At 55.5% G+C, this 24935-nt stretch carries 21 protein-coding genes; 13 read left to right on the top strand and 8 right to left on the bottom strand.

What is annotated here, in order from left to right; genetic code table 11:
• Positions 1 to 197: 197 nt before the first annotated feature.
• On the top strand, positions 198 to 1064 hold the full coding sequence (locus tag AC0TNJ_RS04260) for a UDP-2,3-diacylglucosamine diphosphatase (protein ID WP_473770351.1): 867 nt from the start codon (positions 198 to 200) through the stop codon (positions 1062 to 1064).
• Positions 1061 to 2122, top strand: a complete 1062-nt coding sequence (locus AC0TNJ_RS04255) for a glycosyltransferase family 4 protein (protein WP_473770350.1) — start codon at positions 1061 to 1063, stop codon at positions 2120 to 2122. The genes AC0TNJ_RS04260 and AC0TNJ_RS04255 overlap by 4 nt, the downstream gene beginning before the upstream one ends.
• Here the strand turns inward: AC0TNJ_RS04255 and dgcA are convergent.
• Positions 2092 to 3072, bottom strand: coding sequence for an N-acetyl-D-Glu racemase DgcA (dgcA, locus tag AC0TNJ_RS04250; RefSeq protein ID WP_473770349.1), 981 nt, complete (start codon positions 3070 to 3072; stop codon positions 2092 to 2094). The two genes, AC0TNJ_RS04255 and dgcA, sit on opposite strands and share 31 nt — an antisense overlap.
• 60 nt (positions 3073 to 3132) lie before the next feature.
• Here dgcA and AC0TNJ_RS04245 point away from each other — a divergent pair, with 60 nt between their 5' ends.
• The 4 genes from AC0TNJ_RS04245 (at position 3133) to AC0TNJ_RS04230 (ending at position 6905) form a co-directional block, all read left to right on the top strand.
• Positions 3133 to 4308 (top strand): ABC transporter permease, encoded by a 1176-nt coding sequence (locus tag AC0TNJ_RS04245; RefSeq protein WP_473770348.1) that lies wholly within the window; start codon positions 3133 to 3135, stop codon positions 4306 to 4308.
• 111 nt (positions 4309 to 4419) lie between these two features.
• Positions 4420 to 5280 carry an ABC transporter ATP-binding protein gene (locus AC0TNJ_RS04240; RefSeq protein WP_473770347.1) on the top strand — a complete coding sequence of 287 codons (861 nt, stop codon included), beginning with the start codon at positions 4420 to 4422 and terminating at the stop codon, positions 5278 to 5280.
• Between the two features lie 3 nt (positions 5281 to 5283).
• Positions 5284 to 6279 (top strand): MlaD family protein, encoded by a 996-nt coding sequence (locus AC0TNJ_RS04235; RefSeq protein WP_122001701.1) that lies wholly within the window; start codon positions 5284 to 5286, stop codon positions 6277 to 6279.
• 23 nt (positions 6280 to 6302) lie between these two features.
• The gene (locus tag AC0TNJ_RS04230) at positions 6303 to 6905 is read left to right on the top strand and encodes an ABC-type transport auxiliary lipoprotein family protein (protein ID WP_473770346.1); all 603 of its coding nucleotides are present in this window, start codon (positions 6303 to 6305) and stop codon (positions 6903 to 6905) included.
• Between the two features lie 271 nt (positions 6906 to 7176).
• Here AC0TNJ_RS04230 and AC0TNJ_RS04225 read toward each other — a convergent pair whose 3' ends face one another.
• Positions 7177 to 11163 (bottom strand): apolipoprotein A-IV repeat region-like domain-containing protein, encoded by a 3987-nt coding sequence (locus AC0TNJ_RS04225; protein WP_473770383.1) that lies wholly within the window; start codon positions 11161 to 11163, stop codon positions 7177 to 7179.
• A gap of 1493 nt (positions 11164 to 12656) precedes the next feature.
• Here AC0TNJ_RS04225 and AC0TNJ_RS04220 point away from each other — a divergent pair.
• Positions 12657 to 12980: a 2Fe-2S iron-sulfur cluster-binding protein gene (locus tag AC0TNJ_RS04220; RefSeq protein WP_122001742.1), complete on the top strand. Its 324-nt coding sequence runs from the start codon at positions 12657 to 12659 to the stop codon at positions 12978 to 12980.
• A 193-nt stretch (positions 12981 to 13173) separates the two neighbouring features.
• On the opposite strand, the gene AC0TNJ_RS04215 is transcribed toward AC0TNJ_RS04220, so the two are convergent.
• Positions 13174 to 13794: a DUF922 domain-containing protein gene (locus AC0TNJ_RS04215; protein ID WP_122001743.1), complete on the bottom strand. Its 621-nt coding sequence runs from the start codon at positions 13792 to 13794 to the stop codon at positions 13174 to 13176.
• A 171-nt stretch (positions 13795 to 13965) separates the two neighbouring features.
• Here AC0TNJ_RS04215 and folP point away from each other — a divergent pair, with 171 nt between their 5' ends.
• The 3 genes from folP to folK are packed head-to-tail and all read left to right on the top strand — an operon-like array spanning position 13966 to position 15705.
• Positions 13966 to 14814: a dihydropteroate synthase gene (folP, locus tag AC0TNJ_RS04210; protein WP_473770382.1), complete on the top strand. Its 849-nt coding sequence runs from the start codon at positions 13966 to 13968 to the stop codon at positions 14812 to 14814.
• A gap of 4 nt (positions 14815 to 14818) precedes the next feature.
• Complete coding sequence (gene folB, locus AC0TNJ_RS04205) at positions 14819 to 15178, top strand: dihydroneopterin aldolase (protein ID WP_122001704.1); 360 nt, start codon at positions 14819 to 14821, stop codon at positions 15176 to 15178.
• Entirely contained in the window at positions 15175 to 15705 is a 531-nt protein-coding gene (folK, locus tag AC0TNJ_RS04200) for a 2-amino-4-hydroxy-6-hydroxymethyldihydropteridine diphosphokinase (RefSeq protein ID WP_122001705.1), read from the top strand. The genes folB and folK overlap by 4 nt, the downstream gene beginning before the upstream one ends.
• Before the next feature lie 8 nt (positions 15706 to 15713).
• Here the strand turns inward: folK and AC0TNJ_RS04195 are convergent, their stop codons facing one another.
• The 4 genes from AC0TNJ_RS04195 to AC0TNJ_RS04180 form a co-directional block, all read right to left on the bottom strand.
• Entirely contained in the window at positions 15714 to 16247 is a 534-nt protein-coding gene (locus tag AC0TNJ_RS04195; RefSeq protein ID WP_122001706.1) for a hypothetical protein, read from the bottom strand.
• A gap of 246 nt (positions 16248 to 16493) precedes the next feature.
• Positions 16494 to 17576, bottom strand: coding sequence for a YcjF family protein (locus AC0TNJ_RS04190; protein ID WP_122001707.1), 1083 nt, complete (start codon positions 17574 to 17576; stop codon positions 16494 to 16496).
• Entirely contained in the window at positions 17573 to 19033 is a 1461-nt protein-coding gene (locus AC0TNJ_RS04185; protein WP_122001708.1) for a YcjX family protein, read from the bottom strand. Before AC0TNJ_RS04185 ends, AC0TNJ_RS04190 begins: the two co-directional genes overlap by 4 nt.
• A gap of 92 nt (positions 19034 to 19125) precedes the next feature.
• The gene (locus AC0TNJ_RS04180; RefSeq protein WP_473770345.1) at positions 19126 to 19626 is read right to left on the bottom strand and encodes a SixA phosphatase family protein; all 501 of its coding nucleotides are present in this window, start codon (positions 19624 to 19626) and stop codon (positions 19126 to 19128) included.
• 389 nt (positions 19627 to 20015) lie between these two features.
• On the opposite strand from AC0TNJ_RS04180, the gene dksA reads away from it, so the two are divergent.
• Positions 20016 to 20432 carry an RNA polymerase-binding protein DksA gene (gene dksA / locus AC0TNJ_RS04175; protein WP_006466858.1) on the top strand — a complete coding sequence of 139 codons (417 nt, stop codon included), beginning with the start codon at positions 20016 to 20018 and terminating at the stop codon, positions 20430 to 20432.
• A 213-nt stretch (positions 20433 to 20645) separates the two neighbouring features.
• Here the strand turns inward: dksA and AC0TNJ_RS04170 are convergent, their stop codons facing one another.
• The gene (locus AC0TNJ_RS04170; RefSeq protein ID WP_473769063.1) at positions 20646 to 21923 is read right to left on the bottom strand and encodes a flagellar biosynthetic protein FliO; all 1278 of its coding nucleotides are present in this window, start codon (positions 21921 to 21923) and stop codon (positions 20646 to 20648) included.
• Between the two features lie 254 nt (positions 21924 to 22177).
• On the opposite strand from AC0TNJ_RS04170, the gene AC0TNJ_RS04165 reads away from it, so the two are divergent.
• A complete protein-coding gene (locus tag AC0TNJ_RS04165) occupies positions 22178 to 22342 on the top strand; it encodes a hypothetical protein (RefSeq protein ID WP_473770344.1) in 165 nt (54 codons plus the stop codon).
• A complete protein-coding gene (gene cckA, locus AC0TNJ_RS04160; protein ID WP_473769065.1) occupies positions 22342 to 24915 on the top strand; it encodes a cell cycle histidine kinase CckA in 2574 nt (857 codons plus the stop codon). The genes AC0TNJ_RS04165 and cckA overlap by 1 nt, the downstream gene beginning before the upstream one ends.
• Positions 24916 to 24935 lie beyond the last annotated feature (20 nt).

The following is a 24935-nucleotide window of genomic DNA, read 5'->3' as shown; positions in this document are numbered from 1 at the left end:
CATAGTCCACGAGACCAACACTTAGCTTTAGAAAGAACAGCCGGGAGCGCGGATTTGATTTATTCAGGTCGGCGCTCCTGGCGTATTCGAAGCTACGTGAAGTTGCTTTTCGCACTACAAAAACAGCTGTCATATCGCTGTGACAGGAATCGGGTTTTCTGCGCCCAGATCAGGTTGCCATTGAAGGGGACAACCAAATGAGCGCAGATGCTCCGCAGGCCAGAAAACTCCGAACGCTTTTCATTTCGGATGTGCATCTCGGTTCAAAAGCAGCACAGGCCGAACTGCTTCTGGATTTTCTCCGTTATTATGACGCGGAGACAATCTATCTTGTGGGCGATATTGTTGATGGCTGGCGTCTCCGGCGCAATTGGCATTGGCCGCAAGAGCACAACGACGTGGTCCAGAAACTGCTTCGCAAAAGCCGCAAGGGCGCCAATATCATCTACATCGCTGGCAATCATGACGAGTTTCTGCGGAATTTCCAAGGGACGCATTTCGGCGGCATCGAGGTGATGAACCGGGCGATTCATGAAACGGCGGACGGTCGAAAATTTTTGGTTATCCATGGTGATCAGTTCGATGTGGTTGTTCGTAATGCCCGCTTCATTGCCTATCTGGGCGACTGGGCATATGACACCGCCATTTGGATAAACACGATTATGAGCCGTGTCCGCTCGCTTTTTGGGTTGCGCTACTGGTCATTTTCGGCTTGGGCGAAATTTCGCGTCAAAAAGGCGGTCAATTTCATCGGCCAATTCGAGAATGTGGTTTCAGAGGAGGCGCAGCGTATCGGCGTCGATGGAGTAATCTGCGGCCATATCCACCACGCGACGATCGAAAGCATGAACGGCGTCGAATATATCAATACGGGCGACTGGGTGGAAAGCTGCACGGCTGTAATCGAACATTTTGATGGTCGAATGGAGTTGATCGGATGGACGGAGCGTCGTGACCGCCGCCCAATGACAGGAAACGTCAACTCCGGCAGCGAAGAGTACGACGAGGCGCAGGTAATCCATCTTCCGCGTCCCGCTCGCGAATTGGCAAACTTCAGCCGATGAAGAAAATCGTCATCGTCTCAGACGCCTGGCATCCACAAGTCAACGGCGTTGTGCGCACGCTGACGAAATGCCGTGATTTGATGATCGACCGGGGATATGATGTCACGGTTATATCTCCGCTTGATTATCGATCAGTACCTTGTCCGACCTACCCGGAAATCCGGCTCGCCTTGACCGCGACAAGCGCGCTTAAGCGCCGCTTGAAAGCCTTGCAACCCGATTATGTGCATATCGCAACCGAAGGCCCGCTTGGATTCATGGCACGGCGCGCTTGTGTGAAAATGGGCTGGTCGTTCACGACCAGTTTTCACACACGTTTTCCCGAATATCTGTGGGAGCGTTTTCCTGTCCCAACCAGATGGACTTACGCATTCCTGCGGCATTTCCATAACGCGGCCCAGCATACGCTGGTACCGACGCAGTCCATTCTGGACGATCTCAAGGCGCGTGGCTTTACGCAATTGACCCTTTGGACGCGCGGTGTCGATCAGACGCTGTTTTATCCTCGGCCTGAAGTGCAAAAGGACTTGCCACGGCCGGTGTTCCTCTGCGTGGGACGCGTCGCTGCGGAAAAGAACCTGCCAGCGTTTCTGGAACTGGATCTTCCCGGCACCAAACTGATCGTAGGAGATGGTCCATCCCTCAACGATCTTCGGACCCGGTTTCCCAAAGCGGTGTTTGTTGGGAAACGGGAAGGAGACGCGCTCGCCAAAACTTACGCTGCAGCCGACGTCTTTGTCTTTCCCAGCCGGACGGACACGTTCGGTCTTGTTTTGCTTGAAGCGATAGCTTCCGGTCTTCCCGTTGCAGCCTATCCCGTGCCCGGATCAAGCGATGTTGTCGGAATAACCGGCGCAGGTGTTCTTTCGGAAAACCTTGGGGAGGCGTGTCTGGCGGCTCTGGAAATGGAGCCGTTCGAGCCAGCGCACGTGCTCCGCCAATTCACCTGGGATGTTTGTGCCGACATATTCGAAGGAGCTCTCGCTCCGATAAATGGAATCGCAAGCGAGAGTTGTCGACGTTCTGATCAGCCCCAAACGGCAGCTTCCGGCGGATAAACCAGAGCGCCTTCGTAACGCAGCCCAGGGGCGCGGTCATGGGCAAGTAGCAGTGGTCCATCAAGGTCGACCACGTTGGCCTTCTGGGCAAGCAGCACTGCAGGCGCCATGCCGAGCGATGTCCCAACCATGCAGCCGACCATGATCTGAAGGCCGAGGTCGATTGCCTTGTCTCGCATGAGAAGACCTTCGGTCAGCCCGCCCGCTTTGTCGAGCTTGATATTGACGGCATCGTAGCGCTTGGCCAGTTCCTCAAGGCCAATCGACGTGTGAACGCTTTCATCAGCGCAGATAATGACAGGCCGTTCGATTTCACTGAGAATATGATCGTTATTTGCGGGAAGGGGCTGTTCGATAAGAACAACACCTGCGTCCGCTGCCGCACGCATGTTCAGGGCAATATTGTCGGCTGTCCAGCCCTCGTTCGCATCGATAATGATGCGGCTGTTCGGCGCCGCGCGGGTGACCGCGTGGATTTTTTCGATATCGTTCTCTCCGCCCATTTTCACTTTGATGAGAGGGTAATGAGCGACTTTCGCAGCCGATTCCGCCATTTCGGAAGGTGTGCCGAGCGAGACGGTGATTGCGGTTTCAAGCGGGCGGGTTGGGGTGCTCAGCATCTCGGCGACACTTTTCCCCGTTTCCTTGGCTTCAAGGTCCCATAAAGCGCAATCGACCGCATTGCGGGCGGCACCCGCGGGCATCAGATTCTGAATATCCTGTCGGGTCGCGCCGTTCTCGATGGCGGAGCGGGCAGCCTCGATCTGTGCGCTCACGCTTTCGATGCTCTCGCCGTAGCGTGCATAGGGAACGCATTCGCCGCGCCCCTGATGGGGACCGTTGCCGATCACACACACAACAACGGCAGCTTCCGTCTTGGAGCCTCTGGAGATTGTGAATTTTCCGGCGATGGGATAGCGTTCGACAATGATATTCAAGGTATTGTGCATAGAGATGCCCTCTGGGACGCAGTATTTCGGTCGTTCAACGACTCGTATATGAGGTAGGCCATGTTGACCGACACTGCCGACAAAGCAAGAGCTACCAATAATTCTGCGCCGAAGATTGATCTGGTGGAGGAGGATGGCGCGCGTCGTATCCAACTGAGTGGTCGCTGGGTGTCGCAAAGTGTCAATCTTGTCGACGACAGGATGCGCAATCTCGAGAAAACAGAAGGTCACAAAGCAACGATCATTGATGTTTCTGGCGTATCCAGTCTCGATACGGCAGGCGCTTGGCTGCTTGAACGCCTGCGGCAGCGCCTCGCCGTACAGAAAATGGAAGTTGAGCTGGAAGGCGTACGACAGTCCTGGCTTCCTCTGATGGAGGAAGTGGGGCAGGCCGTCGAGCGCACCCTGGATATCCCACGCCAGAAGAAGCCGTTCTTCTTAATTTCATTTCTGGCCGCGCTTGGCGGCGGCGTTGTTTCCGTGGGTAGTGACTTCAAGATGGCGATGCACATTCTTGGGGCCACCATCCGCGGAGCTCAATTGAAGTATGGGCGCGGTAGTGGCATTCCCTTCGCCGCGATTGTCACGCAGATGGATCGCATGGGCGTGGGTGCGATTCCCATCATCATCCTGATGTCGACGATTGTTGGAGCGATCATTGCCCAGCAGGGTGCGTTTCAGCTGCGTTATTTCGGCGCCGAGATCTTCGTTGTCGATCTGGTGGGCATTCTGGTCTTGCGTGAACTCGGGGTGCTTCTGACAGCTATTATGATTGCCGGTCGTTCCGGCAGTGCGATCACGGCTGAAATCGGTTCCATGAAAATGCGTGAGGAGACCGATGCTCTCACCGTGATCGGTCTCAATCCGGTGGGCGTTCTGGTCTTTCCACGCCTTGTGGCGCTGGTTCTGATCCTGCCATTGCTTACCATCATTTCCGATCTCGCTGCGTTGATCGGGGCAGGCGGCGTCGCCTGGTTTTATTCCAATATTTCACCTGATGCTTTCATCAGCCGTCTGCACGATGCTGTCGCGTTGAACACCTACTTTGCAGGGCTTATCAAGGCTCCTTTCATGGCCATGATCATTGGGATTCTCGCTTCGGTAGAAGGCATGAAGGTAGGCGGAAGTGCGGAATCATTGGGCCGCCGCGTTACCGCTTCCGTTGTGAAGGCAATTTTCGTAGTTATTGTCGTGGATGGTTTGTTTGCCATGTTCTATGCGGCAATTGATTTTTAGATATTGCTTATGCTCCTTGTTTTTAATGGGTTCTTTGAGACACAGTTGCACAGAAAATTGACCCTAAGATTGTGTTCGGCGGTTCAGTCGGAAGCCAAGCTCGGTTAAAGAATGATTATGGAGAACGGCATCGACCATCAGCTGCAACCGCAGGGCGAAGTTACTCAAACGGCCGTGCCGATGATCTCGGTGCGCGACGTGACGGTATCGTTCGGACGTCAAACGGTGCTCGATAAGTTGTCTCTTGAGATTTACCGGGGTGAGGTTCTCGGTTTTATCGGCCCTTCGGGTTCGGGTAAATCTGTTCTGATGCGAACCATTCTTGGTCTCAATAAAAAGCAGTCCGGCGAGATCGAGATATTAGGTCGCAATATCGATCAGTTGAATGAGCTGGAAAAGATGGCCATCGATATGCGTATGGGCGTTCTGTTCCAGCACGGAGCTTTGTTTTCCGCGTTGAATGTTCTTGAAAACATTCAGGTTCCGATGCGCGAATATCTCGATCTGTCGCCTAAACTGATGGACGAACTGGCGCGATTGAAGATTGATCTGGTCGGCCTGAAGCCGGATACGGCAGAAAAATTTCCGTCCGAACTCTCCGGGGGCATGATCAAGCGCGCTGCGCTGGCACGTGCGCTGGCCTTGGACCCCGATATTCTTTTTCTTGATGAACCGACCTCCGGACTCGATCCGATCGGTGCAGCGGAGTTCGATGACCTGATCGCCAACCTGCGGGATACGATGGGGTTGACCGTCTATATGGTCACCCATGATCTCGATAGTCTATTTGCGATTTGCGACCGGATCGCTGTCCTTGGAGGCAAGAAAGTGCTCGTCAGCGGCACCATCGAAGACATGCTGACGGTGGACGATCCGTGGGTTAAATCCTATTTTCGGGGCAAGCGGGCGCGCCAGATCGACCCGTCAGCGCCCACGCGACGGCGGCCAGGCAGCCGCTTGCAGACTGGATAAAATATGGAAACTAAAGCCAATTACGTACTGGTGGGTGTCTTCACGCTGATCGTCAGCCTCTTGGCTTTCGCTTTCGTGTTCTGGATCGCCCGTTTCGGAGAAGCACGCGATTCTCTGGAACTCGATGTTCGTATCCCAGGCTCCGTTACGGGTCTTTCAATTGGAAGTCAGGTCCTGTTCAACGGCATCAAGGTTGGTGATGTTCGGGCGCTGCGTCTCGATCCCACCAATCCGGAAATGGTGATCGTGAAAACGCGGGTCAACGCGACAACACCGATTACTCGTTCGACCACGGCAACCCTTGGGTTTCAAGGGCTGACGGGGCTCGCTTATATCGAGCTGAAGGGCGGTCGCCTTGATGAACCCAATCTGCTGACAGAAGCCGAGAAGGGCGAGACAGTTGCCCGTATCGATGCCGATCCGTCTTCAATCAACAATCTTCTCGCCACCGCGCAGGACATTGCGGCGCGCGCGAATTCGGTACTCAGTCAGCTGGAAGGCTTCGTGAAAGATGCTCGTGGACCGCTGACGGATACGATCAATAATACGAAGACTTTCACTGACGCGCTCGCGAAGAACGCCAACATCGTTGAGGAGCTTGGCAAGAACACTGGGAATATCAATCAGATTGTCACTGATGCTAAGGACATGATGGCTCGTCTGAATGCCGCTTCCGGGCGTGTCGATGCTATCCTGGCAAAGACAGACAGGCTTCTGTCGAGTGACGATAAGGACGGCGTTGTCGCGCAAGCAAAGGCAACACTGGAGTCCATCCGCCAGACATCTGACAATCTCGATAAACGACTGGGTCCGATCGCGGACAACCTTCAGCGTTTCTCCGGGCAGGGTTTGCGTGATGTGCAATCCGTGGTGGTGGATAGCCGCCGGTCCATTCAACGTATAGAACAGGCAATTACCGATCTTGAGCGCAATCCTCAACGCCTCATTTTTGGTGGCAAGGGGAATGTACCCCAGTATGACGGGAGGACGCGTCATTGATTTCCAAAGCCAGCTTTATTGACATGAAATCATATCGCACTCTTCGTCGTACAGCTTCAGCTTCTATCCTCCTCGGCATATTTCTTGCGGGTTGTGGGACAACAACGCCGCTCGATACTTTCAATCTCTCAGCGCCGCAGCCCGGCGTGTCGGCGCCGAGCCGAAAGAATACGCAGTTGCTGGTTCCGACACCAAGTGCACTCAAGGCGCTTGATAGCGAGAATATCGTGGTCAGCTCTACTCCGGGTTCCATTGAGTATCTGAAGGGTGCTCAATGGGGCGACAGGCTGACCAATATCGTGCAGTCACGTCTGGTACAGGCTTATGAGAATACCGGCGTGTTCGGCGGCATTGGCCGTCCCGGAGATGGATTGGCAATCAATTATCAGATACTCACCGATCTGCGTATGTTCGGCATTCAAGCCTATGCCTCACCAAAGCTGGCAGTGGTCGAACTGGCCGTCAGGCTGATGAACGACAAGACTGGGGAGGTGCGTGCGACCCGCGTGTTCCGGACAGCCATTCCTGTGAGCGGCGCCACAAACGCTGCCTATGTGAAGGCGCTTAATGCGGCTTTTGAACGGACTGCCAGCGAAATCGTGAGCTGGACGGTGGCGACGCTCTAAACTGAGGCAAATGGAATGATGAAGGGTCGGTGTGTTTCGCCGGCCTTTTTTATTGGCCAGAATAAACCGTTTTGATCTCTGCGAGACAAACAAAACGCGACCCGAGGGCTGCGTCAGACTGCTGACAAATCTTCGATAGCGGCAAAAGACCAGAATCAAACCATGAACAGATCGGAATCAAAAACCCCTCGATTTTTGACTTATGCCAAAAACGAGGGGTTTGTAATCAATCTGACGCGGCCCGAAGGCCGCGTTTCTTTGGATTCAGCTTTTAGCGGAGGCGACCGCTTGCATGTGCAAGCATGGTGTAAACCTTGCCGGTATCCGACGTGAGATAGGTACGCGTCACCATGTTGTCACGGTCGTTGCGGGCCACATCTTCCAGCAAACGCTGGAAGTCATCCATGTAACGGTCAACCGCGCGGCGGAATTCACCATCCGTCTGATACTTGCGCTTGATATCGTCAAAGGTCTGCTGTCCCTTCAGCGTGTAGAGACGACGGGTAAAGACATTCCGTTCGCCACGGCGATAACGATCCCACAACTCTACCGAAGCTTCGTGGTCGATCGCACGCGCAATATCGACAGAAAGCGAGTTCAGAGATTCTACAACATGGCTTGGCGAGCGGGGCGTTGCGGTCGGCTGCACCTTCGGTTGCGCCGCTTCTTCTTCTTCGCGGGATGCGCGGGCAAGAAGATCGGATACCCATCCACGTGGCTTTTCGGCCTGGGTAGTTGCCTGCGCAGGCTGAGCCTTCGGTGCCTCGAAGGTGCGCTGACGCACTGCAACATCTGCCGGTGCCTGAACAGGCGTCGGGCGAACTGCTGCCGGTGCCGGACGCGAAACCGGACGGTCCGCACGGCTTTCACCGACATCCACCAGTCGGCCTGACTTGTTGACGATTTCCGCGAGTTCCTTGAGCGCGTTGATCTGTTCGCTCACGGCCTTGCGCATTGCTGTTGTCGTTTCCTTGGCTTCAGCAGGCATGTCGAGAACGCCGCGCTTCAGTTCGCCGCGGGTCGTGTTGAGTTCGTTGCGAATTTCGCTTGCGGTGCGGCGGATATCGTCGGTCGCAGCAGAGAACTTCTGTGCGGCCTGTTCCACGATTTCCGAAACGCTTTCGCGCATTTTCTCGGCAGACGTCCTTGTCTGGCCCTCGGCGCGCTGGAATGCGGACGTCACCAGTTCCTCGAAGGACTGCATCAGCTTTTCCACGCCTTCCGACTTCTCGACCAGACCGGATGCCAGTTTGTCGAGCGCCTGATGGCGATCTTCAAGCGTACTGACGAGGCCGTTCTGGGCCGTGTTGATCATGTCGGAAGCTGAGGAGAGAACCTTTCCATGCTCTTCGAAACGGTCGGCGATGTCTGCGATCTGCGACAGGGTGCTGTCGGAGAGTGCGCGCAACGTGCCGATATTGCTGTCGATCAGGCCCGTGGAAGCCTGGAACATCTGCGCTGCACGATTCGTGTTCTCAACGAAGCTCGAAGTTGAGTCTACGAGGCGACCGTCAATATCAGTGAGATTGCGCGTTGCTGCATCAATCAGCTTGCCCAGTTCGCCGTTCGACGCAGCAAGGCGGTCGATCAGCTCGCTGACATTATCGGAAAGACCCGTCTTGGCCTGCTGAACGGCGGCAATGGTTTCTGCCGTGCGGCTTGCAAGCGCGTTGACCAGAGCGGCATTTTCCGAGCGGAGCCTGTCGGTTGCGGCGTGGGTTGCTTCTTCAAGCTGTTGCGCCAGTCCGCGACCGCTATCGGCAAGCCGCTGTACGAGCGGTTCTGCCGTATCGTTGAGGATCTTGGTGATTTCCTGCGAACGGGCCGCGAGGACAGCATTGAGTTCGCGGGTGCGCTCTTCCAGCGTAACCGCGGTCGTATCGGTGACTTGGGCGATACGTGCCTCGACAGAACCCAGTTCCATCGTGATGCGCGAGCCGATGTCGCCCAGACGCGTTGCAATCGCATCAGCACGTTCCGCGAGGCGGGCTTCCGTGCCAGCGAGATTGTCGGCAACGCTGGCCGAAAAGGATTCGCTGTGACCGGCAAGCGTTTCGCTCGTCTTGGAAGCTGTATCCGCGATACGAGACTCGATGGTGCTGAGCTCACCGGTGAGGCGGCTTTCAATTGCCTCAAGACCGCTCGCAATGGCGCTGGCGCGTTCATTGAGGCGTGCTTCCGTGCCAGCCAGATTGTCGGCAACGCTGGCCGCAAAGGCTTCGCTATGACCGGCAAGCGTTTCGCTGGTTCTGCTCGCCGTGTTGGCAATACGGGCTTCGATCGAACCGAGCTCGCCGGTAAGGCGGCTTTCGATCTCGCCGAGACGGCCGGCAATCGCGTCGGCGCGGTCGCCAAGGCGTGCTTCCGTGCCAGACAGATTGTCTATCAGGCGGGCGCTGAATGCCTCGCCAAAACCGTCCAGAGCTTCGCCAGCCTTTGCGGCTTCAGCCGAAAGCGTGCTTGCTGCCTCGCCAATCTTCTCACGCAGCGTACCTGCAACGACACCAGCACTTTGTTCGAGCGCCCGGCGGACATTGTCGACACCGATAGCGAGCGCCTTTTCCATCGTTTGCGTGCGCTCTTCGATAATGCCGGTCTGGCCTTCGAATGCACGGCTGATGGTTGAGCTGCTGTCAGCAATCGCATTGTGCAGATTGGACGTGCGCTGTTCAAGAATATCGCCGTGATCCTGCAGTGTCTGGCTGAGCGAGGCAGTGCTTTCGCTCAGGGTTGCGCGGATTTCCGCTGCACGGGTTTCTATCGTGCGCTCATGACCGTCCAGAATGCCGGCGAGGGCATTGTTGTGATCGTTCAAGACGGTGTGGAGGCCGTTGGTGCGTTCTTCGACCTGGCGAACATGTTCACCCAGAGCGGCGACGAAGGCATCGCGACCGGCACCGATGGATTCGGTCATGCTGCTTGCGCGTTCGTCAAGAATGCGTGCAAGCGTATCCTGGTTGTCGGCAATGAGTGCCTGCAATGCATTAACGCGTTCATCGAAAGTGCGTGCCAGAACTTCACGATTTTCGTTGAAGTTATCGCGCATTGCGGCGGCGCGCTCATCCATCAGCTGAGCGAGCATGGCCTGATTGCCTGCGATGACCCCATGAAGTGCGGTCGCGCGCTCCTCCAAGGAGTTGGCGTGGTCTGCGAAGCTCGCATTGAGCAATGCGGAGTGACTTTCCATTGTCTGGCGGAGCGCGTTTGTCCGCTCTTCCAGAATTGCCGCATGGTTATCGGCAACCGAGTTGAGCGCCGATGCGCTGGCATTCACGGCATTTTCAATGTCGCTCGTGCGGGCGGCAAGCGTATCGGCATGGCCGCGGATAACAGCAGAAACACGCTCGGTCTCGCCTTCCAGCGAAGCAGCCAGAGTATCGCGGCTTTCGGCCAGCTTGCCTGCGAAAGCATCAGCCTTTTCGCCAAGAATGTTGCCGACGCTTTCACCGATGGACGTCAGGTCTTCGCCGATCTTTGTCTTGGTTTCATCGATCATCGCGCTCAAGGACGTGCGGCCGCTGGAGAAGGTCTCAGCGATTTCACGGGTGCGAGCGATGAGATTTTCGTTGATCTGACGCGAGCGGGTCTCAAGGGCAGCATTGAGTTTTTCGGTGCTGCTGTCGAGGGCATGCGCACGGGCTTCGAACTCGGACAAAAGCGAGCGGCCACGTTCGGAGAGCGTGCTTTCGAGATTGGCGAGGCGGGTGTCGAATTCGCCGACCATGGATTGGGTTGCATTGCCAAGCAGACTGGCGATGCCGGTCGTACGCTCGTCAAGAGCTTCTGCGAGACGATCGGATACCGTGCGCGACTGTTCATCAAGCGTCGCGATCCGCGTATCGAGCAGATTTGCGAAAGCTTCGCCCGATGTCGTGATGCGCGAGCCGATGTCGCCCGTGCGGGTCTCGATGGCTTCGGCAATAGCGCCGCCGCTTTCATTGATGCTGCCGATCAGGCGTTCGCCCGATTCGGTGAGCAGGGTGCTCAACTGCTGCGAAGCCGACAGAACATTGTCGCGGATGATGTTGGAAGCGCTCGAAAGCTCTTCCTTCAGCTGTTCATGTGCTCCGGAGATGGACGAGCGCACACGCTCGGCGTGGCTGACCACGGCTTCGCGTTCGTTGCCCAGATCGCTGACGAGCGAACGAATGCGAACCTCGTTGTCGCTATAGGCGCGCTCAAGCTGGTTGACTTCCGATTGAACGAGCGTTTCCAGCTCGACTGCTCGCGCCAGGGTGCGCTCGATGCCTTCGTTCATGGCAGCGACTTCGCGGCGCACGGCTTGGCCAAGCGTCGAAACACGGTCGCCGGATACAGCTTCCGGCTGGAGCAGCCGCATGGCTGCTTCCGACATGCTGCGCGCGGCCATATGCATTTCCTGCGCACGCTTAACGAGTTGCGCGAAGCCCCAGAACATTGCAACCGGAAGAGCCACACCCGCAACCACACCGAGACCAGCAGGCGAGGTGAAGAAGTCCTTCGTGGCCTGCAGGCTCGAAAAGACATCAGGATTGATGGCCTTGCTGAGAGCAACGCCGCCAGCAGCCCAGAGCACGCTAATCGCGGTCGTGGTCCAGAACAGCTTCGACGAGTTTTCCGTCACGCGGCGTGGAGCTGCGATGATTGCTTTTTCACTGCGGGAATCGTCGTTTGCAGGCGTGAAGGTAGAGGAGGCGACATTGGCAGCGGTCGCAACAGGCGCAGCGGAAACAGGCTTGCTGACAGGTTCTGGCGCTGGCGTTGCGGCCTTGGAGGTATTGGCAGGCTTGTGCTGAGTATTGGCCGTTGCTTGCGCAATAGGTCCGGCGGCTTTCACAACAGGCGGGACTGGCGGTGCTGCAGGCGTCGCTATTACCGAGGCAGTGGTGATGGTGGCCACTTTCGTAGCCGCTTCCACTGGCGAAACAGCGGCCGGTTCGGCCGTTTTCGTCTTCTGCTCGGCAACCAGCTCTTCAGCCGCGCGCGAAATCTGCTCTTCCAGATCATCGACGGAGAAGCCTTCATCGAGCGCACTCAAGTCCATGTCGATATCAAGATCATCGCCGAAATCGATGTCGAGCGCTTGTTCCAGTGCCTTTTCAACCTCAAGGTCGAGCTTCTGTGCCTTGGATTTGGAAGCCATTGTTTGCCTACCTCGTACTCATTACTGTGACGGCCGGACCACAAAAATAGCCGTTACAAACTTTCTCCGCCATTTTGCATCGTATCGGCTAGCGTCTGTTAAGGAAATAGGCGTCTTTTGCCGATACCTAAAACTTTAAATACAAGGTTAACGGAAGCCGTATCAATTCGTGAAAATTCGACATTTCCGGGCTTCGGGGCTTTACCAGCAAGTTGTGGAAATCGATCGTTGCTGTTTCCCTGATCCGAAAAATCTCTGCAAGATTCTTAACAAAATTACCCGTATTGCGTGTATACAGCCTATTTTCGAAAGTCTGGATTGTGGAGGAGGGACCAAGGGATTCTATCCCTTATCCCTACTCTCCCTTACGGCATATCATATGATGCACTTTCGGCTGACGGCAAGGAAGAGTTTTCCTGTTGTGAAGACAACTGTCGGATTTCTCAGGCATGGTGTCCAACACATGATGCTTGACATAAAAGCGCAATCCTAGCCTTGGTTGGGAGGAAGGTTGAAACTATTTGCAGAACGCCGTATCTGCCATTCCGAGTTTATTTGCGTTTTCCGCCGAACCACTGATGGATGCTCAAATTAAGGATCGCGGAATTTGCGTATTTCAAGGAATGAAGATGACGAAGATCGTATTCGTATCAGCTGATGGCGCGACACGGACCGAGGTTGAAGCCGATAACGGGTCAAGCGTGATGGAAGCTGCCATTCGCAATGGCATTCCCGGTATCGATGCGGAATGCGGCGGGGCCTGTGCCTGCGCAACCTGCCATGTCTATGTAGACGGCGACTGGGCCGACACTGTCGGTGGTCCGGATGCGATGGAAGAGGACATGTTGGATTTCGCCTATGAAGTTCGCCCTACCTCGCGCCTCTCATGCCAGATCCGCGTCTCGGATGATCTTGAAGGTCTTGTCGTGCAGGTTCCAGAGCGCCAGAACTAATGCATGTCTCCCAAAAGTGGGAACCGATTTTGGGAGACGCATGAAAACAAAAACTTAAAGCGCGTCATATGCGTAAGATAAAATGCAACGCGCTTTAAGCCCAAAGAAAAGGTGATAGGTTGGGCGTTGAACCGCAGATTGACGTTGCAATTGTCGGGGCTGCGGACCTATCGCACATAATTTCAGGCCCGTTCTATTTGGACGCCTGTTGGGCGCGTTCAAGGCGGTAAGTCAACAAACGCGTGAAACGATTTTCGAAATTGATCGTTTCAACCCGGTCAAACTGCTGCTGCTGCTTGTCATGCGCCTCCATGAGACGCGCGGTCACCTTATCTATGTCGGCGCGCAAAACCGCACAATCCGGACGAGTACGCAAACCGCGTATTTTTCGTTCCATCTCGCTCGCGAAACTGCGTGCGATGACGATGTGGCTTTCTTCGTGACGGCGAATATCCTGCAACAGCGTATCCCAGATCAAAGCCAGTTCCGGCGTTGCCTTGCGACGTTGTTTCCAGCGGGGCAGGGATACCTTCGCGTGAACATTTACATAGACATCCTGCACCTTGCACGCCGTTCCTGGCGCACGACCATAGCGCACTTTGGCATCGAAACGGATTTCAGCAGCACCCGGATGATGTTGACCAGTTTTTTTTAGGAAAGGCCCGTTACGGGAAAGAGCCTTGTCGAGGTCGGCTGCTGTTTTGCCGCTCACGGTATAATAGTTGAATTTGCGAAAAATCGCTGCTGCTTCTGCCTGCGGGGTCAAGAGAGAAAGAATTGCACTGAGAGCCAGAACCTTCTTCTTTAAATTCATGTCCTGACACCTCTTTCTAAAACCGGTAAGAAATTCGCTTTTTTCTGCCGCGAGCATGGCATGCAATCGTCAAGAGAACTATAACGCCTCCGACAAAATGACTTTAGGCGAGGTTGGTTGCAACCTCGCCACAATCTAATGCCCGAAGAATTGGCACAGGAACATTTCGCTATGACGAAAGAATGGCATCTTGCTCACGGACGAAGTCTCCGATTAGGCGACAAGTCAGTGATCATGGGCATATTGAACGTCACGCCCGATTCTTTTTCTGATGGCGGCCATCATAACGACCTGGAGAAGGCCGTTGAAGCGGCGGGGCAGATGCTCGCTGATGGCGCGACAATCATCGATGTGGGAGGGGAATCGACCCGCCCCGGAGCTGCTGCCGTTGATGCCGAAACGGAAATCTCTCGTGTTGTTCCTGTCATCGAGGTATTGGCAAAGAAATATGATTGCATCATTTCCGTCGATACTTACCGCGCGGCGACCGCGCAGGCTGCGGTCAATGCCGGAGCACATATCGTCAATGACGTCTGGGGACTCCAGCGTGAACCGGAAATTGCTCATGTGGCCAAAAAGAGCAGCGCAGGATTGGTCATCATGCACACCAGCAGGGACCGGCTGGTTCTCCCCGATGTCATCGAAGATCAGTTTTCGTTCCTGAATATTTCGCTGGACATAGCGCGAAAGGCCGGCATCGACCCGTCCCATATCGTGCTCGATCCCGGTTTCGGTTTCGGCAAGAACAAGGATGAGGATGTTGCGCTGTTGGCCAGAGCGGATGAACTACAGAAACTCGAATTTCCGTTGCTGGTCGGCACATCGCGCAAACGTTTCATCGGCGGCATGACCGGCAGGGAAAATCCACTCGACCGTGACATAGGAACAGCGGCAACGTCGGTCGCATTGCGTTTGGCCGGTGCCGACATCTTCCGTGTTCACAATGTCGCTTTTAATAGAGATGCACTTGCCGTTGCAGATGATATCCTGCAATCCCGACGCAGTGAAAACAGAAAGTGAAGCCGTGTACACGATCCGAATGATGAATTGCGCATTTTTCGCGCACCACGGCGTTTTCGATGAAGAGCACAAGCTGGGACAGCGCTTTTACGTCGACGCCATTCTGGATGTCGATCCGGGAAACGCGCTGGAAAATGACGATATCGAGGGAACCGTACATTACGGTATCGCTTTCGCCGTCATTCAGGATATCGTCACAGGCCGTCAGCGCTATTTGATCGAGACGCTGGCTCTTGATGTCGCCAAGGCACTGGCTGCCCGGTTCCCGCAGGTAAAGCGCGCTGAAATTACTGTGCGCAAGCCGAACGCACCGGTTCCGGGTGTGCTGGATCATGTTGAAGTGACCGTGGTTTATCCGCAGTGACCACAGACAGACATTATCGCGCCTGGCTGGGGCTCGGCGGAAATATCGACGATCCGGTTGCTTCGATGGGTAAGGCCCTGCGCATCCTGAACGAACGAGCAGACACGAATATCGTCGCAGTTTCGCCGGTTTATCGCACGCCGCCATGGGGAAAGACGGACCAGGCGTGGTTTCACAATGCCTGCGCTGAAATCGAAACTGCGTTGCAGCCTTTGGATCTGATTGCGATCTGCCTCGACGTTGAGCGTTCCTTAAAGCGCGTCAGGCTCGAGCGATGGGGGCCACGCATTATCGATATCGACATATTGGCAATGCAGGACGATGCCGGACAAGCCATTAACATGGCAGACGCCAAGCTTGAGTTACCGCATCCGCGCATGCACGAACGGGCTTTCGTTCTGGTGCCTTTGAACGATATTGCACCGAGCCTTGAAATTGCGGGCCAGTCTGTTGCAGCCTGGAAAGCGAGGATCGAGCAATCCGGAATAGAAAAAGCCCGCACGGATGCGGGCTGGTGGCACGAATAGACTTCTTGTCAGTTCTTGGCGATGCTGCCGACAGCGATATTATCGACGCGCTTGAGATTCATGCCGATGACGGGAACCAGTTCCTTGTCGACGCGAACGGAAACCGTCACATTCATCGTGTTCGGATCGGAGATGCGCGCGAGCATTGCGCCATTGAGCTGCTTGCGGTTCAGGCCGAAAACCACCTTGTTGCCGCTGACAGACCCAGATGTAACGTCGAGCCCTTTGCCTTCCGCGCCATCATTGAACTTGCCGGAATAAGCCGAACCAACACGCGTTACAGTAGCTTTCATTGGCTGCGAGAAGACGCCGACGCGGCAAGTGCCGTCCAGTGTCATTCCGATGTTTTCATCCGGTGTCGAGCCAGCAAGATTGCAGACAAACTTCGTGCCCTTGTATTTTCCAGCGACGATTTCACCCGGACCTGACCATTGGCCTTCGATCGATTGAAAAAACTGCTTGTCCTTGTCGGCGGCCAGAACCGGCGCGGCGGAAAATGACACGGGCAGCAGCGTCAGGCAGGCGGCGATGCAATTCTTCATATTCAGCTCTGTCCCGGATTCACGACCTCAATCGGACGTCATTCCTAATCGTTGTTTTTCAGCATGTCACGACCAAAAGCCGGTCGTGCCTCGCAAACTGTCGGAAATTCCGACGCTGCCATAAGCCGGTCGATGGGGAAGGGCACGATTAGGAGAGTGTGCCGATACACCGGATCGCTCGATTCTGGCGCAGATTTCTATCTGTCCATAATCGTCGCGAATGGTTAATGCTTCGGAAAGATGGCGCTATTTTCCAGAATGCTTTTTATCGGTCCGTTCGCCGCTTAATCTTGCAAGATCACCGATAAAGTCGCCGATGCCAGGGCGTTTTTCCGCATTGAACGGAAATGGGCGCACGACATCCATCGCCGCTATTCCGATACGGGCGGTCATGAGACCGTTGACGACGCCTTCGCCCAGCTTGGCAGAAAGCCGGGAGGCGAGGCCATGACCGACAAGCTGTTGTATAACGCTGTCGCCCATGGCCAGCGTTCCCGTCACGGCCAGATGAGCGATGACCCGGCGGGCTAGTTTCACGAAGCCAAGCGTGCCGGGGCGCCCGCCATAGAGTTGCGAGAGCCGGCGGATCAGTCGCGCCGATTCGAAAATGACATAGCCAATGTCGACCAATGCACGCGGGCTGATTGCGGTGACGATTGAAACACGTTTTGAGGCATTCAGAATAAGCGCGCGCGCCTCGCGGTCGAGGGGGCGGAGAATTTCCGTTTCGGCGAGCTGGATCAAGTTCCGCCCATCAATAATATCGTCGGTCAGGCCATCCAGAAGCTGTCGTCCGCGCGCAGTTTCCGGCAAGCCCGCCGCAATCGAGCGCAGCGCATCCACGGCTTTTCTGGCTGCTGCCATATCGTCACGTTCCGCCGCATCTGCCGCATTTTTACGAAGATGCTGCACGGAAGCGAGACGACGGAGCGCAAATAATTCGCGAACGACGATAGCAATAAAGGCGGCGAGCGCGATCATAGCGACACCCAAGGCCGTCCAGCCGAGCCAGTCCGCGCGGGAAAACAGCGCCCGGATAAGGTCTTCGGTCCAGATGCCGACAGCGAATGAAACAAGGATGCCGAGTGCCCCGAAAAGTATTGTGCCGAGCGACCAGCCCTTGCGTTCAGGCACTTCTAATGACGGATCGAGAATTTCCAGTTCCGCGGCTTCCTCATCACTCAATGCAAAGACATCCGGTTGTGACACTACCGCGTCAAGGTCGCGCACTGCACGAGGACGGCGAGGTGTTTCTTCCACTGCTTCAGGGCGGGCCGAAGGCTGGTTTACCGCAAAGGATACTGGTTTGCGCGGCGTCTTATCAGTCATGCGAGACGGTCCCCAATCAGAAACTGCAAGGCGCGATCCAGCCTTATATGCGGAAGGGAAAGCGTTATGCCTTCGGCCGTACGCTCAAGCCGGGGCGGACGAAAACGCACGAAGCGAATAGTCGGCTCGTTTTCAGCAAAGGACTGCTCGAAGATTGCATTGGGATTTTTTGGCAAGTCACCGGGAAATATGGCGGTTTCACTTTCACCATCGAATAGCTGGCCGTCGATCTTTTCGCCTTTCAGCGGCGTGCCGACGATGACAGGTAGGGTCTCCTTGCCCTGCGTCACCGTTGCCTCGCGGGTGGCGCGTACTGCCGCCATGGCCAGAACATCAATATCCGCGCCGGAAAAATCGGCACGTTCGATGGCTCGTTCCACCAGTCGTCGCACGATAGCTTGCAGACGGTCGTGACTTTCATGATGCAAGTGGTCGGCTTTGGTTGCGGCGACAAGAATGCGCCCGATACGGCGCTGGATCAGGCCAGTCAGCAGGTTCGAACGGCCGGGCCGGAAGCAGGACAGAATATCGGTAAGGGCGCGTTCCAGATCGGCAACGACCGCGCCGCCCGCATTCATCGCCTGCATGGCATCGATAAGCACGATTTGCCGGTCGAGCCGCGCAATATGTTCGCGAAAAAACGGCTTGATGACATAGGTTTTATAGGCTTCGTAGCGCCGTTCCATCATGGCGCCCAAGGAACCCGGCTTCAGATCGTCAGGTTTCAGGTCGGGAAGTGGAGCAAATGTCAGGGCAGGTGAGCCCTCAAGGTCACCCGGCATCAGGAAACGCCCGGGCGGCAGGGTGGATAGTGCACGCTCATCAGCTTTGCCTGCACGCAAGTAAGCTGTGAAGCTTCTGGCAAGGCGCTGTGCAGTCAGTTCATCTGCTTTTTCAGACGCTTTGACGAGGGAAGCTTCAGCGATCCATTCCTGAGCCAAATCCTTGTGCGTCGGCTCGTGAGCCAGAGCAAAGGAGTCCGCACTGAATTCGGCATAGGATTTGCCAAGCAGGGGCAGGTCGAGCAGCCACTCGCCGGGATAGTCGACAATATCGACAGAGAGTTTGCCGGGCGACAACCATCGTCCCCAGGCGGAGGCGGATTCATATTCGATAGTCAGACGCAATTGCGAAATTGCGCGAGTGGAGTCTGGCCAGATGCGCTCATCGATCAATGCCGACAGATGCTCTTCATATTGAAAGCGAGGGACCGCATCGTCCGGCTGCGGTTCGAGCAGTGCACGCGAAATGCGGCCTGATTTATAGGCTTCGAACATCGGGAGCCTGCCGCCGTGCAGCATATTATGGACGAGGGCTGTGATGAAAACCGTCTTTCCCGCGCGAGACAATCCAGTGACGCCAAGCCGCAATGACGGAGATAGAAGTCCGGTCGCACGATCTGCCAGCGTATCCAGTGCGATCTTTGCTTCGTCGCCAATACTCGTCAGCTTAGCCAATTATCCCTCGCCGAATTCGGTGCTCTGTCAGAGCTATAGATAGGGGCGAGCCAGTCGTCTTGGCAAGGAAGGTCACTGCACTTACGGAAAATCTATTGGGGCAGGATGAAGCTTGCGAGATAGCCTGTGCCGCGCTCAAGCTCGCCCAACGACGCGGGGAATGTGATGTTCGCCAGTGCTGCTGTTGGAAAACCTGCGCGAAGTTTCAGAAGACCGTCCTTGTTGCCATCGCTACACAGGGCGAGCGAGAGATCTTCAATGCTGGGATTGTGCCCGACGAGCAGGAGGGTGGGCACGTCGCCATATCTGCGTATTGATTGCATATAGTCGGCCGCCCCGCCGCTATAGATCGCGTCATCAATGATGGGTTCCGCCTCGATCTTCAGTCGTTCCATGATGCCGTAAGCAGTTTCTCTGGTCCGACGCGAACCGGAAAGAACAACCATATCAGGGTAGAGGCTGACAGACTTCATAGTCCTTGCAAGCCGGTCGAGTGATGTTTTTCCTTCCTCATCCAGTGGGCGGTCGAAATCCTTCATTCCAGGTTTTGCCCACATGGCTCTGGCATGCCTTAGGAGAAGCAAACGACTCATCTGTAACGTTCCAATTTGTGTGATTGCGAATTTTCCTGCCGCATTTTGAGCGAAAATGGGCGCTGTTGGCGTTCATTCTCGCGATTTTTTGATGTCTGTCAGCAATATTCACAGCCTCGGTCTGCCTAATTGTTGGGCGGGCCATGCGTCCTAAGGTTGATGTTCGTTTCGTCTGGAATTTATATGCGATTTGCCTGTAATTGTTTGAAGTCATTTCCAAAGTCTAACCAATGAATTTTTCCGGAGAATTTTGAATTGCTTAATTTTCATGCAAAATCATACAAAACTGATGCACTAAAAAGTAGTGAGATACGCTTGTTTGATGTTGTGTCCTTGTTGCTATGGAACTATATAACCGCTCGCGTCTCCTAGATGTGGGGTGATTCAGAATGAGTGAATTGATCGACCTTGACTATAGGCCCACTGAAGACGAGCCGTTCATGAATGAGCGGCAGAAGTCTTACTTTCGCGCGAAACTGATCGCGTGGAAGAATGATATTCTGCGAGAAGCGCGTGAAACGCTTGAGGCGCTACAGCAGGAAAATGCTAACCATCCCGACCTGGCGGACAGGGCATCCTCCGAAACGGATCGGGCAATTGAGCTACGAGCTCGCGACAGACAGCGCAAATTGATATCCAAAATTGACGCAGCCTTGAGCCGCATCGATGAAGGAACATACGGCTTCTGCGAGGAAACGGGAGAACCTATCAGCTTGAAGCGGCTTGATGCGCGTCCGATCGCTACGCTTTCCATCGAAGCGCAGGAGCGTCATGAGCGTCGTGAGAAAGTCTATCGCGACGATTAGAGCCTTAAGGCTGTATCCTCGCGTCTTACCTTTCAAAAATCGGATCTGATTTTTGGGTAGATGCGGCTGGGGCGTTTCCGGTTAAAACAGAATAGTTGGAAACCGGTTCCCATTTTGAGGGACATGCTTCAGTTTCGAGACGGTTTGAAAAATTTTAGGCTGCGGTTTCCGCAGCCTATTTTCTTAGTATCGAGATAAGCTTTAACGGAAACATCAGTTTCTGCGAATTTCATCCTTGGTCAATTCACCGAGAAGCTTTTCCATTTCATCCTCGATATCATTCCCGGTTTTCTCTTCAGCGGCGTCATCCGCTGCGGAAATATCAAGCGAACTGAGAAGCTCATTTTCGAAGAATTCAGTATCGAACGAAGCCTCTTCCTTGGTGGTCTCGTTGGTAGTGCTCTGCGATCGGATGTCTGCCGTGATTGCGTCATGCAATGCGTCGCCGAGATCGAGCAGATCGTCGTCTGCCGTTTCTGTCGAGGCAGCCTCTGGTTCCAATGAAGCGGGGGCTGCCCCCGCAATTTCCGGCTCGATCCGCTGGGGTTCGGCGGAGGGAGTGAAGGCTGGCGTGGCAGTCGAGGAGACTGTCGGGCCCGTTACGTCAAGCGTTGTGGATTTGTCGGCAACAGTCGTTTCGCGTTCTGGAACGATGCTGCCGAGATTTGCAGAAGCGACCGAAGCCGTCGTCGCAACGCTGGCTGCGGCGGTGGCCGTGCCCGATGAGGTTGAGCTCAGAACGCCGCGGGAAACTTGGCTCAACGGATAAGCAGGATGGGCGCGGGTTGATTGCGGTTGGGATTGTGCGGGGCGGGGCGGTAATACCGTCCGTGGCTGCGGCGGATAGTTCGGTGCCGGGCGCGGTTGTGGACGCTGCTGGACCGGTTGGCTGGATTTCGGCTCTGCAGCTGGCCGCGGCGGGACAGGTGTGGTTGGGGCCTGCGGAGTAACACGAACAGGCGAGGCGGCTTGCTGCACGGGCGCCTCCGGCTGTGCTTCAGGCTTGCGATAAACCGGCGTTTCGATTGCCGAAGTCAGCTGGATTGCTTCATCATTCCCTTCAGCCTGTGGTGTGTGCAGCGAAAGAGCAGGGCGCTCCGCCTTTTCGTTCGTCAGGGTCGCCTCATGCTGCTTGAAGCGCTCGATGTGTTCGGGTTCTATACGTGAGGTCTGGATGCGGGCATGGGCGCGCGATTCCATGATGATGTTTTGCTCGACCACCACATCGGTGGGGCCGCCAATAAGCAACAGGTGTTCCACATCATCACGACGGATCAGAACAAGCTTGCGCTTGCTGTCGACTGCTGCGGCGTCCATCACCGAAAGACGCGGCTGGCGCGTGCGCCCGTTAGCGACGAAAGTTCCCCGGCTGAAACGACGAATGATACTGAGAACAACGAAAATTCCGCCAAGAATGATCGCAAATATCAGGACGAAGCCAACAATATTAGCCGTGCTCTCTCCAACGATGCCGGTGAGCCATTCCTTCATGCGGATACCCTCTTATACAATAAACGAAAAACTTGCGATGAGCGGAGACTGCGTTTCCCCTACACTCCGCGTCATCATGTGGCTGGTACAGTAGTTGAATTTTTCTGGCTTGGGAATGTTTGTTCGAATTGCGGGAAATATATGATCCCCAGGCAAAACAGTGCAAAAAAGTCCAATTTGCGCTGTTTCGGTGCACCAATGCTTGTGCTGCTCGCCGATTAAAGCATTCTGCGAATCGGATATACCCAGACATATTGGCTGAGCCGCGCCACGCGGCAGCTGAAGCGCGCAGAAAAGTGCATTCGAGAAAATCGGATATGCGGATGATTGAAATGACGTCCTGGCTGATCGAAAAAACAAATGGCTTGCAGCAGCCATTTGTTACCCAGCCACGCAACATGAAAGGGCAACTGGCTTGATGTCGCGACAGACGGACAACGCCTATCCGAAACCCCTTGTAATGCCAAAGCGCAACCGCAGCGGAGCCCTTCGACTGCTGATCGTCGGCGTTCTCCTGACTGTCGCAGCAATCGCCTATTTTCTGTTTCGCGATCAAGTTGGAGATGGATTTGCTCTTGTCCTTATGGGCATTCTGTCCATGGTCGGCGTCTTTTATCTCTTCGGCGCGGCAACAGGCCTGATCCAGTTCAGCCAGAAGAACGGCGAGCAGGATCTGGCTCATTCCTTCATGGATTCGCAGCCGGAAGGAACGGTCATTTCCGATGCGCGGGGGCAGATCGTTTACGCCAATCAGGCATATGCCGTGATGACCGGCGTTGCGAATGCGGAAGGCGTTCGCTCGCTCGATAATGTGCTGACGGCGGAACCGGCAGCATCGGACGCCATTTATCGCCTGACCAATGCAGTTCGCGATGGCCTGTCGGCACAGGAAGAAGTGCGTCTTTCCGGCGGTCTTTCCCGAGAAGGGCATGGTTCGCTGGCACCGGTCTGGTATCGCATCAAGGCGCGCCCCATCGAGGCGGGGCAGGAGTTTAAAAGTCCGCTCGTCGCCTGGCAGATCGCGGATATTTCCGACGAGCGTGCGGAGCAGGAGCGTTTCTTTCAGGAACTTCAGGAAGCGATCAATCATCTGGACCACGCGCCGGCCGGCTTTTTCTCCGCTGATCCTTCGGGCCGGATCATCTACCTCAATGCGACGCTTGCCGAATGGCTTGGCGTTGATCTGACCCAGTTCACGCCGGGATCGTTGACGCTCAACGATATAGTGGCGGGCAGTGGAATGGCGCTCATCAAGGCGGTGAAAGCCGAACCGGGTACAAGCCGCAACACGGTCATCGATCTCGACCTCATCAAGCGCAACGGACAGAGCCTCGCCGTTCGCTTCTATCACCGTGTTCAGGCCGCACGCGATGGAACACGCGGGACGAGCCGCACCATCGTTCTGGATCGTGCGGAGGGGGAAGATTCGTCAATGGCGCTGCGCTCCGCCGAAGTGCGCTTCACGCGGTTCTTCAATTCGGCTCCGATGGCCATCGCGGCAGTTGATGCGGGCGGGCATATTTTGCGCACCAATGCACGCTTCCTCGATATTTTCGCGCCCGTTGTCGATCGCGATGCGATTGACGGCAATGCGAAACTTGAAATCGTTGTGCATGAACGCGACCGCGAAACTTTCAATAGGGCGCTGGCTGCCGCCTTTGCAGGGCAAGCCAGCATTTCCCCCGTCGATACGGTGTTGCCGGGCAATGAAGAGCGGCACATCCGCTTTTATATGAGCCCCGTTACCGACCTAGGCGGCGAGCGCGCCGAAGAGGCAGCGATTATCTCCGCCGTCGAGACGACCGAGCAGAAAGCTCTCGAAAACCAGATGGCGCAAAGCCAGAAAATGCAGGCCGTCGGCCAGCTAGCAGGCGGTATTGCGCATGACTTCAACAATGTCCTGACTGCGATCATCATGTCGTCGGACCTGCTGCTGACCAATCATCGTGCGTCCGATCCGTCTTTCCCGGACATCATGAACATTAAGCAGAACGCCAACCGCGCCGCCTCTCTTGTGCGCCAGTTGCTGGCGTTCTCGCGCCGTCAGACGTTGCGTCCGGAAGTCCTCGACCTGACTGACGTTCTGGCCGATCTGCGCATGCTTCTCGCGCGTCTGGTGGGCAAGGATATCGAGCTGAAGATCGATCACGGACGCGATCTGTGGCCGGTCAAGGCCGATCTTGGACAGTTCGAACAGGTTGCCGTCAATCTGGCGGTCAACGCGCGCGATGCCATGCCGGAGGGCGGTGAAATCACGCTTCGTACCCGCAACGTGCCGATGCAGGAAGCTGCAAAGCTTCAATATCGCGATCTGCCGGAAGCGGATTATGTTGTGTTTGAAGTCGAAGACACCGGAACGGGCATACCCGCAGACGTGCTTGAAAAGATTTTTGAGCCGTTCTTCACGACGAAGGAAGTAGGCAAGGGCACAGGCCTCGGTCTGTCGATGGTCTATGGTATCATCAAGCAGACCGGCGGCTTCATCTATTGTGATTCCGAAGTCGGAAAAGGCACGACCTTCAAGATATTCCTGCCGCGCCTCATCGAGGAAAAGCGCGCCGACGATGCGCCTGTCGTCGTGAAGGAAAAGAAGGTCGAGAAAGCAACCGATCTTTCCGGTTCCGCAACAGTCCTTCTTGTGGAAGACGAGGATGCAGTCCGCATGGGCGGGGTACGTGCGCTCCAGTCGCGGGGTTACACGGTCCACGAAGCGGCTTCCGGCGTCGAAGCGCTTGAGGTGATGGCTGAACTTGGCGGCGAGGTCGATATTGTTGTGTCGGATGTGGTCATGCCCGAAATGGATGGCCCGACGCTTCTGCGCGAGTTGCGCAAGACGCATCCGGACATCAAGTTCATTTTCGTGTCGGGCTATGCGGAGGACGCTTTTGCACGCAATCTTCCAGCCGATGCAAAATTCGGATTCCTGCCGAAGCCGTTTTCGCTCAAGCAGTTGGCCACTACGGTTAAGGAAATGCTGGAGAAGCAGGATTAATGCTTCGATGGGGCTTCGAT

This window comes from Ochrobactrum sp. PL_is483 (assembly GCF_055816855.1).
This window is presented reverse-complemented; position numbering and strand designations above follow the sequence as displayed.